Origin of the sequence: Flavobacterium coralii, assembly GCF_019891545.1 — a bacterium.
Lineage (GTDB): Bacteria > Bacteroidota > Bacteroidia > Flavobacteriales > Flavobacteriaceae > Flavobacterium > Flavobacterium coralii.
On the sequence record NZ_JAHDIU010000001.1, the window covers coordinates 447,753 to 462,004 of the forward strand.

At 40.1% G+C, this 14,252-nt stretch carries 14 protein-coding genes; 8 read left to right on the plus strand and 6 right to left on the minus strand.

Annotated elements, in window-relative coordinates; all coding sequences use genetic code 11:
• Nucleotides 1–26 precede the first annotated feature (26 nt).
• On the plus strand, nt 27–1,421 hold the full coding sequence (locus KJK34_RS02065; protein ID WP_223052181.1) for an NAD-dependent succinate-semialdehyde dehydrogenase: 1,395 nt from the start codon (nt 27–29) through the stop codon (nt 1,419–1,421).
• A gap of 71 nt (nt 1,422–1,492) precedes the next feature.
• On the opposite strand, the gene dnaN is transcribed toward KJK34_RS02065, so the two are convergent.
• The 5 genes from dnaN to KJK34_RS02090 all read right to left on the minus strand — a co-directional run bounded on the left by dnaN (nt 1,493) and on the right by KJK34_RS02090 (nt 6,444).
• Nucleotides 1,493–2,611, minus strand: coding sequence for a DNA polymerase III subunit beta (dnaN, locus tag KJK34_RS02070; RefSeq protein ID WP_223052182.1), 1,119 nt, complete (start codon nt 2,609–2,611; stop codon nt 1,493–1,495).
• A 94-nt stretch (nt 2,612–2,705) separates the two neighbouring features.
• Nucleotides 2,706–4,520 (minus strand): gliding motility-associated ABC transporter substrate-binding protein GldG, encoded by a 1,815-nt coding sequence (gene gldG, locus KJK34_RS02075; protein ID WP_223052183.1) that lies wholly within the window; start codon nt 4,518–4,520, stop codon nt 2,706–2,708.
• A complete protein-coding gene (gene gldF / locus KJK34_RS02080; RefSeq protein WP_223052184.1) occupies nt 4,520–5,248 on the minus strand; it encodes a gliding motility-associated ABC transporter permease subunit GldF in 729 nt (242 codons plus the stop codon). The genes gldG and gldF overlap by 1 nt, the downstream gene beginning before the upstream one ends.
• A gap of 55 nt (nt 5,249–5,303) precedes the next feature.
• The gene (locus KJK34_RS02085) at nt 5,304–5,600 is read right to left on the minus strand and encodes a putative quinol monooxygenase (protein WP_223052185.1); all 297 of its coding nucleotides are present in this window, start codon (nt 5,598–5,600) and stop codon (nt 5,304–5,306) included.
• A gap of 16 nt (nt 5,601–5,616) precedes the next feature.
• Nucleotides 5,617–6,444, minus strand: coding sequence for an SAM hydrolase/SAM-dependent halogenase family protein (locus KJK34_RS02090; protein ID WP_223052186.1), 828 nt, complete (start codon nt 6,442–6,444; stop codon nt 5,617–5,619).
• 102 nt (nt 6,445–6,546) lie between these two features.
• Between KJK34_RS02090 and KJK34_RS02095 the strand changes: the two genes are divergently transcribed.
• The 4 genes from KJK34_RS02095 (at nt 6,547) to KJK34_RS02110 (ending at nt 9,590) form a co-directional block, all read left to right on the plus strand.
• On the plus strand, nt 6,547–7,494 hold the full coding sequence (locus KJK34_RS02095) for a PhoH family protein (protein WP_223052187.1): 948 nt from the start codon (nt 6,547–6,549) through the stop codon (nt 7,492–7,494).
• A gap of 82 nt (nt 7,495–7,576) precedes the next feature.
• Nucleotides 7,577–7,978, plus strand: coding sequence for a hypothetical protein (locus KJK34_RS02100; RefSeq protein ID WP_223052188.1), 402 nt, complete (start codon nt 7,577–7,579; stop codon nt 7,976–7,978).
• A 54-nt stretch (nt 7,979–8,032) separates the two neighbouring features.
• A complete protein-coding gene (locus KJK34_RS02105) occupies nt 8,033–8,980 on the plus strand; it encodes a phosphoribosylaminoimidazolesuccinocarboxamide synthase (RefSeq protein WP_223052189.1) in 948 nt (315 codons plus the stop codon).
• A gap of 223 nt (nt 8,981–9,203) precedes the next feature.
• The gene (locus KJK34_RS02110; protein ID WP_223052190.1) at nt 9,204–9,590 is read left to right on the plus strand and encodes an ankyrin repeat domain-containing protein; all 387 of its coding nucleotides are present in this window, start codon (nt 9,204–9,206) and stop codon (nt 9,588–9,590) included.
• Between the two features lie 62 nt (nt 9,591–9,652).
• On the opposite strand, the gene KJK34_RS02115 is transcribed toward KJK34_RS02110, so the two are convergent.
• Nucleotides 9,653–10,741, minus strand: coding sequence for a M42 family metallopeptidase (locus tag KJK34_RS02115; RefSeq protein ID WP_223052191.1), 1,089 nt, complete (start codon nt 10,739–10,741; stop codon nt 9,653–9,655).
• An 87-nt stretch (nt 10,742–10,828) separates the two neighbouring features.
• On the opposite strand from KJK34_RS02115, the gene KJK34_RS02120 reads away from it, so the two are divergent.
• The 3 genes from KJK34_RS02120 (at nt 10,829) to KJK34_RS02130 (ending at nt 14,218) form a co-directional block, all read left to right on the plus strand.
• Nucleotides 10,829–11,491, plus strand: coding sequence for a DUF4294 domain-containing protein (locus KJK34_RS02120; RefSeq protein ID WP_223052192.1), 663 nt, complete (start codon nt 10,829–10,831; stop codon nt 11,489–11,491).
• 94 nt (nt 11,492–11,585) lie between these two features.
• Entirely contained in the window at nt 11,586–11,954 is a 369-nt protein-coding gene (locus tag KJK34_RS02125; RefSeq protein ID WP_223052193.1) for a hypothetical protein, read from the plus strand.
• Nucleotides 11,955–12,043: 89 nt separating this feature from the next.
• Nucleotides 12,044–14,218, plus strand: a complete 2,175-nt coding sequence (locus tag KJK34_RS02130; protein WP_223052194.1) for a T9SS type A sorting domain-containing protein — start codon at nt 12,044–12,046, stop codon at nt 14,216–14,218.
• The last annotated feature ends 34 nt before the right edge of the window (nt 14,219–14,252 follow it).

The following is a 14,252-nucleotide window of genomic DNA, read 5'->3' on the forward strand; positions in this document are numbered from 1 at the left end:
TTGCGGTTTTTTAACAATAAAGAATCATGGCAATACAAACAATAAACCCTTATACCAACTTACCGGGAAAAGAATTTGATGAACTTACTGAAGAGCAGATAGAATCCAAAATTATATCAGCAGACACAGCATATAAAAGCTGGCGCGACACTCCTGTAAAGGAGAGATGCGCCATACTTGCTAAGGTTGCACAATTACTTCAGGATAAAAAAGACAAACTTGCAAAGCTGATTACAGAAGAAATGGGCAAGCTCATTTCTGAAAGCAGGGATGAGATAGACATCAGTTCGGCTATTTATAAATATTATGCTGATAATGCTGAGTCTTTTTTGCAGGACAGGCAGCTTGAGGTAGAAAAAGGCAGCGCCTATATTAAATATTCTCCCATAGGCATTATTTTAGGCGTAGAGCCTTGGAATTATCCTTTTTATCAGGTAGCGAGGCTTGCAGCGCCCAACATTGCAGCAGGCAATGTTATCATGATTAAGCATGCATCTATTGTACCGCAATGTGCACAGGCAATAGAAGATATTTTTAAAGAAGCAGGAGCACCTGAGGGCGTTTACACTAATTTATTCGTTTCAGGTAAAAATATAAGCCGTTTGGCAGATGACAAGCGTATTAAAGGATTATCATTAACAGGCAGCGAAGATGCAGGCTCAAGTCTTGCCGAAGCAGCAGGTAAAAACCTGAAAAAATCAGTACTGGAGCTTGGTGGTAATGATCCCTTTATTGTCCTGGATGATGCCGACTTAGACCATGCCGTTAAAATGGCTTTCGCGGGACGTATGAAAAATATGGGGCAGTCCTGCACAGCTGCAAAGCGTATGATTGTAGATGAAAAAGTAGCAGATGCTTTTACTGAAAAACTGGCTGAAAAAGTGAGGAATATGCGTGTGGGAGACCCATCTGAAGAAGATACTGAAATAGGGCCGTTAAGCAGTGAAGATGCAGCTAAAAAGCTGAACAAGCAAATTCAGGAAACAATAGAGCAAGGCGCAAAAGTGCTGTTAGGCGGTAAGCGTATGGACAGGGCAGGCGCATTTGTAGAGCCTACCATACTTACCGATATAAAACCGGGAATGACAGCCTACCATGAAGAGCTTTTTGGACCTGTAATTTCTATTTATAAAGTAAAAGGCGAAGAAGAGGCTGTAAAGCTGGCTAATGATTCTGACTTTGGATTAGGTGGTTCTGTTTACAGTAAAGATGTTGCAAGGGCAGAACGCGTGGCACATCAGATAGAAACAGGTATGGTATTTATTAATGAGCCAACAAGCTCCAGCCCCGAACTGCCTTTTGGCGGCATTAAACGCTCCGGCTACGGGCGTGAGCTGTCCGATTTAGGCATACACGAGTTTGTCAACAAAAAACTTATCAGGATAAGCGGTAAAGGCGGTTCTGAAAGAAAGACTGAATAGCGATAAAATCAAAAACCCGGTACATAAACAGTAACCGGGTTTTCTTTATTTAAGGTTGATTAAAAGCATTTTTAGCTGTTAAGCATTACAGGCATAACAAGCATGGTAACGGTTTCGCCTTCGTCAAGGCCGTCAACAGGGGTAAGAATACCTGCGCGGTTTGGTAACGACATTTCGAGCATTATCTCATCGCTGTGCAGGTTGTTAAGCATTTCTGTAAGGAAACGCGAATTAAAGCCAATCTGCATATCATCACCCTGATAGTCGCACGTAAGGCGTTCTTCCGCTTTATTTGAATAATCAATATCTTCAGCAGAAATATTAAGCTCGGTTCCCGCTATTTTAAGCCTTATCTGGTGTGTGGTCTTGTTAGAGAAGATAGCCACACGGCGCACAGAACTCAAAAACTGAACGCGGTTAATAAGCAGCTTGTTAGGATTTTCCTTTGGTATAACCGCCTCATAGTTAGGGTATTTACCGTCTATTAGTCGGCAGGTAAGCACATAGTTATCAAAAGAAAAAGTAGCGTTGCTGTCGTTATATTCAATTTTAACCTCTGCATCAGATGTTGCAAGGATACCTTTAAGGATATTAAGCGGTTTTTTCGGCATGATAAAGTCTGCCACCTGAGATGCCTTAACATCAGTACGGGCATACTTAACCAGCTTATGGGCATCTGTAGCCACAAACGTTAAGCCTTCCGGCGAAAACTGGAAAAACACGCCTGACATTACCGGGCGAAGGTCATCATTACCGGCTGCAAATATGGTTTTGCTTACTGCCGTTGCAAGCACCTCTGCAGGCACAAGGGTAGAAGAAGGGTCTTCAAGCACTACGGCTTTGGGGAACTCTTCTCCGGCTGCATAGGCAAGTGCATATTTACCCGAGTTAGAGCTTATTTCTATAGTGTTGTTATCTTCAACCGTAAAGGTAAGCGGTTGCTCCGGGAAGGTTTTAAGTGTTTCCAGCAACAGTTTTGCGGGTACCGCTACGCTGCCCTGGCTGTCAGAATCTATTTCTAATGTTGCCGACATTGTCGTTTCAAGGTCTGAAGCCGAAACGGTTAGCCTGCTGTTATCCAATTCAAAAAGGAAATTATCCAAAATAGGCAGGGTATTGCTGCTGTTGATAACGCTGCCTAATACCTGCAACTGTTTAAGCAAATAAGAGCTGGATACTATAAATTTCATCGCTTTATTTTATAATTAGGTGTAAAATCGTGAAAATTTTACATTTCACAAATATATCGTAATCCTGTTTAATACTGAAACTTTTTTATTAACACTAAGCAGTGTATTTGCGCCTGCGCAGATAAGTAAATACCGCCCCGAAAACAATCAGTATCACTATTGGTAATCCGACGGTTATAAACTGTGCCATAGTATAGCCGGTATAAACTCTTTCCTTGTCAAGCATAGGCAGGCTTACTTCCTTACCACGTATGTTAATAAGTCCGTTATCATCTAAAAGATAATTAACGCAGTTCATCAGGAACTCTTTATTATCATACATGTTATTTGTCCACTTATCATAACCCAACTCCAGCGGCTGGTAATTTTGCCCAAGTTGGTTCTTTATCACATCACCGTCAGATATTATAATCATTTTATTATCTGCACCTGTAGTTTTATAAGTATCATCTTTAAAAGGCAGTATCCGATTTTCGTACATTGACTGGAATTTACCTTCCAACAATACCGATACAGGAATAAAACCATGATTTTCATAATCCTGTGGCTTTGTTTCTTCAGCAACCATATCAAGGTTAACCTCTACAGGCGTGCCTATTGGTTTGGAGTATTGCGAGGTATTAAGCAGCACTGTTTTTTTAATGCCATTTTTAAGCGTATCGATAGGATTGGTAAATTCAAACTTAACACCGCCCATGTTTTTAACTATCGGATGGCCTGCATCTTTATTGTAAGTAGTGTCAGGATATACAAAAGGTGAAAAACGCCACGGATATTCCTGGTACTGCGTGCCGCTGCCCTGTGCGCCTACTGCAAGTTTTATAGGTGTAGATACTTCGTCTTTTATAATATCAGGCTGTAGCCTGAAACCATACTTAAAGAACATATCGGCCAGGTTAAGGTCGCGCGGGTAGGCGAGGGTAGTACCTGTTTCGTTATACAGGCTGTCCATATCAATCTGTACGGCATCTACCATCCAAAGGGTTTTACCGCCGTTAATTATAAACTGGTCGAGCACTTCCTTTTCTTCTTCGCTGAATTTTTGTGTAGGCTTGGCTATAATGGCAAGGTCAAATTCTTTTAGCTGTGCCAGTATTTTTTGCGGGTTTGCCGCAACAGAATCAAGTGGAAATGCGGCTATAAAATAGCTTTCGCGTACCTGCTTTAAAAAATCGGCCATGAGCAGGTCGTGCATCTCACCGTTTCCTTTTATAACTGCGATTTTCTTCTCTTTCTCCTTTGTAATTTTATTCAGGCCGTCGGCAAGCGCATACTCAAGGTGCTGTACAGAACTCTCCACCTTTTCGGCAGTAGAGGCTCCTATCTGGTTTTTCAGTAACGGAATTTTTGTGCTCTTATCACCATAAGTAGCTATTGCCCAAGGATACACCATTTCCTGTGTTTGTTTGCCCCTGTAATCCATCGTCACACTAATTGGCATCAGGCCATTCCCCTTGAAGGATTCAAATATAGCCTTATCCAAATCAGCTATTCCATAAATACTTTTTTTTATCTCTCTTTCTTCTTCTTCGGAACGAATTGTATTATCAAGTTTAAATAGATTGTAGATAAGTAAAAATTTTTCTTCATCTGCGACTGAATCACCCAGAGGATTAAAAAATCTAAACTTTATGTTAGAATTATACGCATGAAATTCTTCAAGTAACTGGCGGGTTTCATCCTGTAGTTTTTTAAACTCACCCGGAAATTCTCCCTCTAAAAATATATCTACATATAAAGGCTCATCTACATTTTCTACAAGTGAAAGTGTGGTTTCCGATAGTGTATAGCGATTATCATGTGTAAGGTCGAAACGCTTAAATACAAAGCTGCCCGCAAAATTAAGTACAAGCAAAACAATAACTGTAACGGCGAGTTGCCTCAAACTTTTTTTCTTTCCTGTTTCCATTACCATTTAAGCGATTTAAGTTTGTAAACAGTTAAAGACAGGAACAGCACTGCTATACTTATAAAGTAAATTACATCTCGGGTGTCTATAACACCACGGCTCATGCTTTTAAAATGGCTGTCCATTCCGATAGAAGATATTATACTTCCTGCTGCGCCACCTGCATAGCCGGAAAGCCCCTCAAAACCAAAGTAAAAAAGGAAACAAAGGAAAACTGCTGCTATAAAAGACACAATCTGGTTGTCAGATAATGAAGAACTAAAGATGCCAATTGCAGTATAACCCGCTATCAGGAACAGCAATCCGAAATATGAGCCCAGTGTGCTGCCCATATCAATATTACCCTGCGGCAGCCCAAGGTCAGATATTACAAATACATAAACTATTGTTGGCAAAAGCGCCAGTAGTATCAGCACAAATGCCCCAAAAAACTTACCGGTGGCAATTTCCCAAACGGTTAGCGGTTTTGTAAAAAGCAATTCTATGGTACCCTGCTTTTTTTCATCAGAAAAACTGCGCATGGTTACTGCCGGTATTAAAAATATAAGTATCCACGGTACCAGCGTAAAGAAGGGCGTAAGATCGGCAAAGCCGCTGTTCAGGATATTAAAGTCACCATCAAAAACCCAAAGGAAAAGCCCGTTGAGCAGCAGGAATACCGCTATGACCAGGTAACCGATGGGCGATCCGAAAAAAGATTTTATTTCTCTTAAAAGTAAGGCTTTCATTAAACTGTAAGTCTTAAAAATTTGATTGTAAAGTTACAAGTATTCTCTGTAAAAACTAATCGAGTGTTACCAGCCTGTCAACACTCCAGGCTTCGGGCTTATCGCGAAACAGTTTTTTTGTGAACGACCATACCTCTTTAAACAATTCCGAATTGCGGTAGTTTTCAAGGTCGTTTTCGTTTTCCCAATAGCTGTAAGTGAAAAATACAGTAGGGTTGGCTTTGTCGCGGTACAGTTCTAAAAAACGGTTACCGGGGTAATTTCGTATGTGCTGCTTCACTTCTTCAAAATTCTGAAGAAAGGCTTCCACCTTATCAGCCTCAAAACTCATTTTTACAATTCGTATAAACATATTTTACTTATGTACATTATCTAAATACAATATTTACCACATCGCGGTACTTAAGCCCCAAGAGCGTGCGTGCGGTACCAACCGTTAACGGGTTACTGCGGAATATAGCAATTTCAAGATAGCCTGCTTCATTAAAAATAGCCAGCTTTTCGCCCTCATAATCTTTTAAGGAGAATCTTTCGTTTACAGTAAAATCAGAATAACCCTCTTTAACCGCTTTTATTGTCTTGTTTCCAAAAGTAATCTCGTAGCCGCGCCCGCGCCCAACTTCTTTAAAAAGCCTTTTGGTAATGTTGGTAATGCAATTGCCAAAATGGTCTATATATACTACATATCCTTTAATGGTGGTGTTGTCGTGGCTTATAACCGGCTGTAACTGGTTTACGGGTTTAACCTCTGTTGTTTCCCTGCCAATCACATTAAGCAGTCCGCCACGGGAGAGGTGGCAGGCTACTTTTACAAACACATCCATTTCTGTTGCATCGGTGCCAAAACGGTCGTGCACAGTAATTTCAACCACTTTTTCGGGAACAATTTTTTGGGATAAAATACTGGGAATGCCATTATCGGCACACACAAAAAAATGCCCGTCCCATTCCATGGCAATATGCCTGTTCTCTTTGCTGAGTTCAGCATCAACGCCTATAAGGTGAACGGTGCCTTTCGGGAAGCTGCTGTATGCCGCACTTATTATGTAGCTGGCCTCGGCAATATTAAAAAGATCTACATCGTGCGATATGTCTATAATAACCGCTTCAGGATAGTCTGAAAGGATTTTTCCCTTAAGGGCGCCCACAAAATGGTCTTTCAGGCCAAAGTCGGTTGTAAGGGTAATTATTGACATAAAATTGTGTAAAACTTTTATTAGGCGCGATTAAAATTTCACTAAATTTGAATGCAAAGCTACTAATTATATAGCGATATTTTTAATTTAAAAAAACTGCTTTTGAACGAAAGGACAATTGAACTTACAGACATAGCCCCGAAAGATTTTTGGGGCGCACAGGATGCCCACCTGGAAACCATAAAAAAATATTACCCCAAATTAAAAATAGTGGCACGCGGCACAACTCTTAAAGCCTTTGGCGAGAAAGAAATGCTGGACGAGTTTGAAAAGCGGTTTAAGAGGCTGATGGTGCATTTTTCACGTTACAACAGGATAGATGATAATGTTATAGAGCGCGTTATACAAAGCGACCAGCAGGTAGAGCAGATGGATGCATCTGACAAGATACTGGTGCACGGGCTTGGCGGTAAACTTATTAAAGCCATGACCCCTAATCAGCAAAAGCTGGTTGACCTGATGCAGAAAAATGATATGGTTTTTGCAGTAGGCCCTGCCGGTACGGGTAAAACCTATACGGGTGTTGCACTGGCCGTAAAAGCGCTTAAAGAAAAGCAGGTAAAGCGTATTATACTTACCCGCCCTGCGGTAGAAGCAGGTGAGAACCTGGGCTTTTTACCGGGAGATATGAAAGAGAAGCTCGACCCTTACATGCAACCGTTGTATGATGCGCTGCGCGACATGATTCCACCCGAAAAACTGGAAGATTACCTGCTTAAAGGTATAGTTCAGATAGCGCCGCTAGCGTTTATGCGTGGACGTACGCTTGACAATGCTTTTGTAATATTGGATGAAGCCCAGAACACCACCCATTCGCAAATGAAAATGTTCCTTACGCGTATGGGTAAGCAGGCTAAATTTATGATTACGGGCGATCCGGGACAGGTTGACCTTCCGCGCCGTGTAATAAGCGGACTTAAGGAGGCTTTACTGGTATTAAAAGATATAGAAGGAATTGGCATGATTTACCTTGATGATAAAGATGTGGTACGCCACAGGCTGGTTAAAAAGGTTATTGATGCGTACAAGGCTATTGAGAATCATGATTAAAACATAGTCTAAAGTTTAAAAGTGTAAAGTCGTAAAGTAACCATTGAAAGTGTAAACTTTCGGTGGTTTTTGATTTATTTTTATGAAGTTCATCAAAAAAGCAGGGTTAGCCTTTTTACTGATAGCTACAGTAATTTTGATAGCAGGATGTTTCTTTTTGTTTGATGCCAGTTTTGGTACTCATGGTGTAATCAGGACCATTGGCTGGGCGTGGGAATTTTCAGGAGTTCTTCCAGTAGTATTTATATTTACTCTTTTGCTCTCTTTTTTGGGTTATGTAATAATGTATGCTATAAAAGCAAGGTTCAGTAAAAAGGTTTTAATCTTCAATATTACATTTCTTGCTGCTTCTGTAATATGTTCACTCTTTTTGAAGATAACCGATAGCCTGGTTTTTGTTTTAACTATTGGTTTAATTCTTTCAGCAATGCTGATGTTATATACTAACATTATTATTGCGTTGGTAAGGAAAAGAAGTGAATAAACTTACCAAACTTTATTACTTTTGCAGCTTAACTGCTAACACACAACAACTGTTATGAACACCATAACCAAAACAGATTTTAATTTCCCGGGGCAAAAGTCGGTTTATCGTGGCAAAGTACGCGAGGTTTACAATATTAACGACGAACTGCTGGTAATGATAGCTACCGACAGGCTTTCGGCTTTTGATGTTATTATGCCAAAAGGCATTCCATACAAAGGGCAGATACTGAACCAGATTGCCACGAAATTTATGCGCCTTACCGAAGATGTAGTGCCTAACTGGCTGCTTGACACACCCGACCCTAATGTTGCCGTGGGGCTTGTATGCGAACCTTTTAAAGTAGAGATGGTTATTCGCGGTTATCTTAGTGGCCATGCTGCGCGCGAGTATGCTGCAGGAAAGCGCATTCTTTGCGGGGTTGAACTGCCCGAGGGAATGAAAGAAAATGATAAATTCCCTTCGCCGATTATAACGCCCACTACTAAAGCGGATAATGGCGAGCACGATATGGATATATCGCGTGAGGATATTATAACTAAAGGGATAGTTAGCGAGGAAGATTATAAAGTACTTGAGAAATATACCCGCGACCTTTTTAAGCGTGGTACCGAGATTGCTGCATCGCGAGGGCTGATACTGGTTGATACCAAGTATGAATTTGGGCGTACTAAAGATGGAAGGATAGTACTTATTGATGAAATACACACACCCGACTCTTCCCGTTACTTTTATTCAGAAGGTTATGAGCAGCGCCAAAACAGGGGAGAAGTCCAAAAGCAGCTTAGTAAAGAATTTGTTAGGCAGTGGCTTATTGCAAACGGTTTTCAGGGTAAAGAAGGACAACAGATACCCGATATGGATGAAGCGTATGTAGAAAGCGTTTCTGAAAGATATATAGAGCTTTATGAAAATATCATCGGCGAGAAGTTTTCTAAAGCTGATATATCCGATATCCACAAAAGAATTGAAAAAAATGTGCTCGATTATTTAAATAAATAATCTATAAAAAATATGTACTTCATCGCCCTGCTAATGCGGGGCGATGCTTTTTTTGTATGCAGGCATAACAAGATTAAAGCTGTTAAATATTTGTTAAAATAGTGTTTTTGGGTAACGTTAGCCTTTGTATATGCGTCTATTATTTTAAACGGCCTAATCAACCGTTGCTTAATAAGCAAGTAATAAACAAACATATTTTTTAATCATCAAATCATCATCAATCATGAAAAAAGCGATCATTTATTTAAGCCTGGCTCTTGTAGCCTTCAGTAGCACAACATTTGCTGCTAATGTTTCAACTGCCCAAAATGTTGAGTTTGTTAGAGAGTACAAAAACATGACACCGCTTTGTGTTGCCATATGCAAAGGCGATCTTGAAACGGTAAAAAAGTTTATTGAGTACGGGGCAGATGTAAACGAAAAATCGAACGGCGCAACACCCCTGATGCTTGCAGCCCGTTACAATCAGGTAGAAATGATAAAGCTGCTTTTAGAGAACGGTGCTAACTTAAGGCTGGAAGACCAGAAAGGTTTTACTGCCATTAAGTATGCAGAGCTTTCTAATGCTAAAGAAGCGCTTGCAGTACTGAAGGAAGCCAAAAATGCGTAAGCATTCCTGAACAAAAACAGTCTTAAATGAAAAAGCATCTGCCTCGGCAGATGCTTTGTTTATTAGCTGAAGTAAGAATACGAATCTTCATTCTTCATTTTAAGCAGCATTTCATAAATAAGTCTTATTACATTCTCAACATCGTCGCGGTGCACCATCTCTACGGTTGTATGCATGTATCGCAACGGTAATGATATAAGCGCGCTTGCCACACCACCGTTACTATACGCAAAAGCATCAGTATCGGTACCTGTAACGCGTGATGAAGCCAGCCTCTGGAAAGGTATTTCGTTAGCAGTGGCAGTATCAATAATCAGTTCGCGCAGTTTGTTTTGCACAGCAGGGGCATAGGTAATAACAGGACCTTTGCCTATAACAGTATCGCCTTCAATACGCTTGTCTATCATAGGCGTTGTTGTATCATGGCAAACATCGGTAACTATAGCAGCGTTGGGGCGGATTGTTTTGGTAATCATTTCGGCACCACGAAGCCCTACTTCTTCCTGAACAGAATTGGTTATATACAACCCGAAAGGCAATTTCTTTTTATTTTCATGCAGCAGGCGTGCCACTTCGGCAATCATAAAGCCGCCTATACGGTTATCTATAGCGCGGCAAACAAATTTGTTGTCATTTAATACCATAAACTCATCAGGATAGGTTATTACACAGCCCACATGAACACCAAGCTTTTCTACTTCTTCTTTGGTAGAACAGCCAAGGTCTATAAAAATGGTTTCAAGCTTTGCAGGCTCTTCCTTGCTGCGGTTACGGGTATGTATGGCCGGCCAGCCGAACACACCTTTTACAATTCCGTTTTTGGTATGGATATTGACACGCTTAGACGGGGCAATCATATGGTCTGACCCACCGTTACGGATTACATAAACAAGTCCGTTATCGGTAATGTAGTTAACATACCACGATATTTCGTCGCTGTGGCCTTCTATAACAACCTTGTAAGGGGCGTCGGGGTTAATAACTCCAACCGCAGTGCCATAAGTATCGGTGATAAAAGTATCTACATACGGCTTCAGGTATTCCATCCATATTTTTTGCCCTTCGGCTTCAAAACCGGTAGGAGAGGCGTTATTAAGGTATTTTTCGAGAAAGGTAATTGAGTTGTCGTTTAAAACAGATTTTGAAGACATAGATTATTTTTATGATTTTTCGCTAAATTAATAATTTGAAAACAGAGTTACGTATAAATGCATATTTTTGAATTAAATTTTAAGAACATGAAAACACGGTTTTTATTCCTGTTGCTGGCTATCATTTCAGTTTCTGCAAATGCGCAGGAAATTGTTACTGATACCGTGAAGAATGTAACAGAGAATGATTCCATTTTTTTTAATATGGAGATGCAGGAAATAGTTATCTCTAATGTAAAGGACACGCTTAGTCCTGACGAGAAAAAGAAACTGCTTATACTTAGGCGCAGGGTGCTTAAGGTTTACCCTTACGCCAAAATAGCAGCCGACAGGCTAACGCTGCTTAACCGCAATATGGCGAAACTTAAAACCGAGAGGGAAAAGAAGAAATATGCCAAAATTGTGCAGAAATATCTTGAAGAAGAATTTGAAGGACAGCTAAAAGACCTTTCACGTAAAGACGGGCAAATACTTGTAAAGCTGATACACAGGCAAACGGGAGAAACTACTTTTAACCTCATAAAAGAGCAAAAAAGCGGCTGGAAGGCTTTTTGGTCTGACCGTATGGCACGAGTATTTGATATTAATCTCAAGACTAAATATGACCCTGCTAATGTGCCTGAAGATTATATGATTGAAGGCTTTTTGCTTAAAGCTTTTGAGGAGCACAGGCTGCAGCGCCAGGAACCCGCTTTTGATATAGATTATAATGCCATTACCGAAAACTGGCGCGAGCGAAATAAGTCCTGAATATTTAAGGGTTCCTTAATAAACAATTACCATAATTTTAATGCTGTCCCCCGTTTTTTGGCGCAAATTTGCAGAAGCAAACAAGCACTAAGAAATGGAGTCAGTAATGGGCAGGCCAAAAAAAGCCAGGATACAGGCAGAACCGAAAAACAACAGCCTCGAACTTAAATCGCTGTTAGTATCGAGAGGTATAGATATTACCCGTTATGAACCCATAGGCGCGGGGTTTTACCACCAGTATGAAGATTGTTTTAATGCCTCGGTTATCTGTATTGACAGGGTGAAATTTATGCAGGGCGTAGATTATATGGTAAAAATAATTCTTGATGATTTTACCAACGAAGAATATACACGTTTCCGTAAAAATTTTGAAGTGATAATCAACCCTGAATACAGGAGTTATTACAACCTGAATATCAGTGATATATTACTTCCGGGACAAATACGGGAAAACCTAATATAATTAAACAATTATTAAATAAATGCGATAAATGAGGTAGGGAATTTCTTTTTTTGGTTGTTTTAACACTAAACAATCAAAATTTTTAACTTATGAAAAAGAAATTACTTACACTATTTGCTTCGGTTTTGTTGTGTGTAGCAGGCTACTCGCAAACCACGGCTTATGATGCACCTGATATGATTCAGTGCGGTATCGAAGTTTTTGATTTAACTCTTCAAAACAATATTGTTTTGGGTAATCAGGATCCTTCAAATTTTACAGTGGCATATTTCCAAACAGAAGAAGATGCCATAAATAATACAAACCCTATTCCTGACCCAACGTTTTATATGACACCCGAAGATGTGTTTATTGAGGTTTTTGTAAGGGTAACTTCTGAAATAGATGACTCTTATGATGTAAGCTCGTTTTCTGTAGGATGGGGCAGCGGATGGATAGGGTATGATGAAGAAATTCTCCAATGCGAAAGCTATACATTGCCTGTACCTGAAATCGGCAATTATTACACTGGCCCCGGCGGCACCGGGACTATGCTCATGCCGGGCGATGTAATAACAGAAACAACAAATGTTTATGTTTATAATGAATGGGCAGGCATTTGTGCTGCTGAGAAAATTATATATGTAAATATATACCCAATACCCGCAATTACTGTCAGCCCGCTGATTGCGTGTGATGATAATGAAGATGGTTATGAGTTATTTGACTTAGCCCTGATATGGGAGCAGGTTTATGCCATGCTTAATGCAAGTGATAACTATGTAATAACAATACATGAAACTTACGCTGATGCAGAAGCAGGTATGAACGCAATTGCAGACCAAATGTGGAGTTATACGAACATTGTGCAATACCAGCAAACGCTTTATGTTAGGGTAGATGGCGGTACTTGTTTCGGGGTATATGAAGCCCCTATTGTAGCAGGGCCATGTACTGACAACACTATTAGCGGCACTGTTACTTATGACGCAGATGGTAACGGCTGCTCTGCAAGTGATATACCTGCCGCAGGTATTATTGTGAGCTATACACATAATAATGATGTTTACTATACATTTACAGATGAGAACGGGCAATATACTTTTTACCATGTTCCTGATGGTGACAATATTCTATATATAAATAATACCCAGCAATATGCACCAACCCCGGCAAATTATACTGTTACGCTTCCTGAAGATGAAACAGCATATGATTTCTGCCTTGCCGCTGCTAACCCTGTAAATGATGTTGCCGTAACAATTTTCCCGATACTTAACGCTATTCCGGGTATGGAAACAGGTTACCTGATTATGTATGAAAACTTAGGCTCTTATATACAAAATGGTACCATTACCCTGAACTTTGACGATGCAATGCTTAGCTATAATATGTCGGTTCCTGCGATGCAGCTAAACGGAAGTTCACTAACGTTTTCATATTCCGGGCTTCAGCCTTTTGAGTGGGAATATGTTTATGTGTACTTTAATGTAATGCAGCCGCCAACAGTACAATTAGGCGATGTGGTTACTCTTACTGTAGGTATAGACGGTACTTCTGATGATAATATGGCTAATAACAGCCACGTACTTAACCAGGTTGTTGTTAACAGCTACGATCCTAATGATATAAGGGTTCATGAAGGTGAATACATAACCCCTGAACAGGCAGAAGGTTACCTGCATTACACTATCCGATTCCAGAATGAAGGTACTGCCAATGCCCAAAATGTAAGGATTGAAACCGAACTGGATGCAAACCTTGACTGGAGCACATTCGAACCGATTGCTGCGAGCCACAATTATGTAACACAACGCAACGAAGAAAGTGTTGAATTTATCTTTAACGGAATTGACTTGCCTTATGCAGATATGGATGAGCCGGGAAGCAATGGTTGGGTTACTTATAAAATCAAGCCTGTATCAGATATTGCTTTAGGAGACTCTATGTCGGCTACAGCAGGTATATACTTCGATTTTAATGAAGCTATTATTACCAACACAGCTACAACAACTGTGCAGACTGCAGCTTCGGCAAAAGATTTTAATAACACAGCTTTTGTTGTGTACCCTAACCCTGCCTCAGGCTCAGTTTCTATATTGGCTGAAAACCTTACCGGAGAAGCAGATGTAGTATTTACAGATGTATTGGGTAAAACAGTTTTAAGTACAAAAGTGTCTGGAGCTGATTCAACTATTAATCTTTCATCTTTAACTAGCGGAATGTATTTTGTTACGCTTTCTGCAAATGGAAAATCTGTTACTCAGAAAATAATTGTAAGATAAATAACAGAAATAGTTTTTGGCCCTCCGTTTTTAA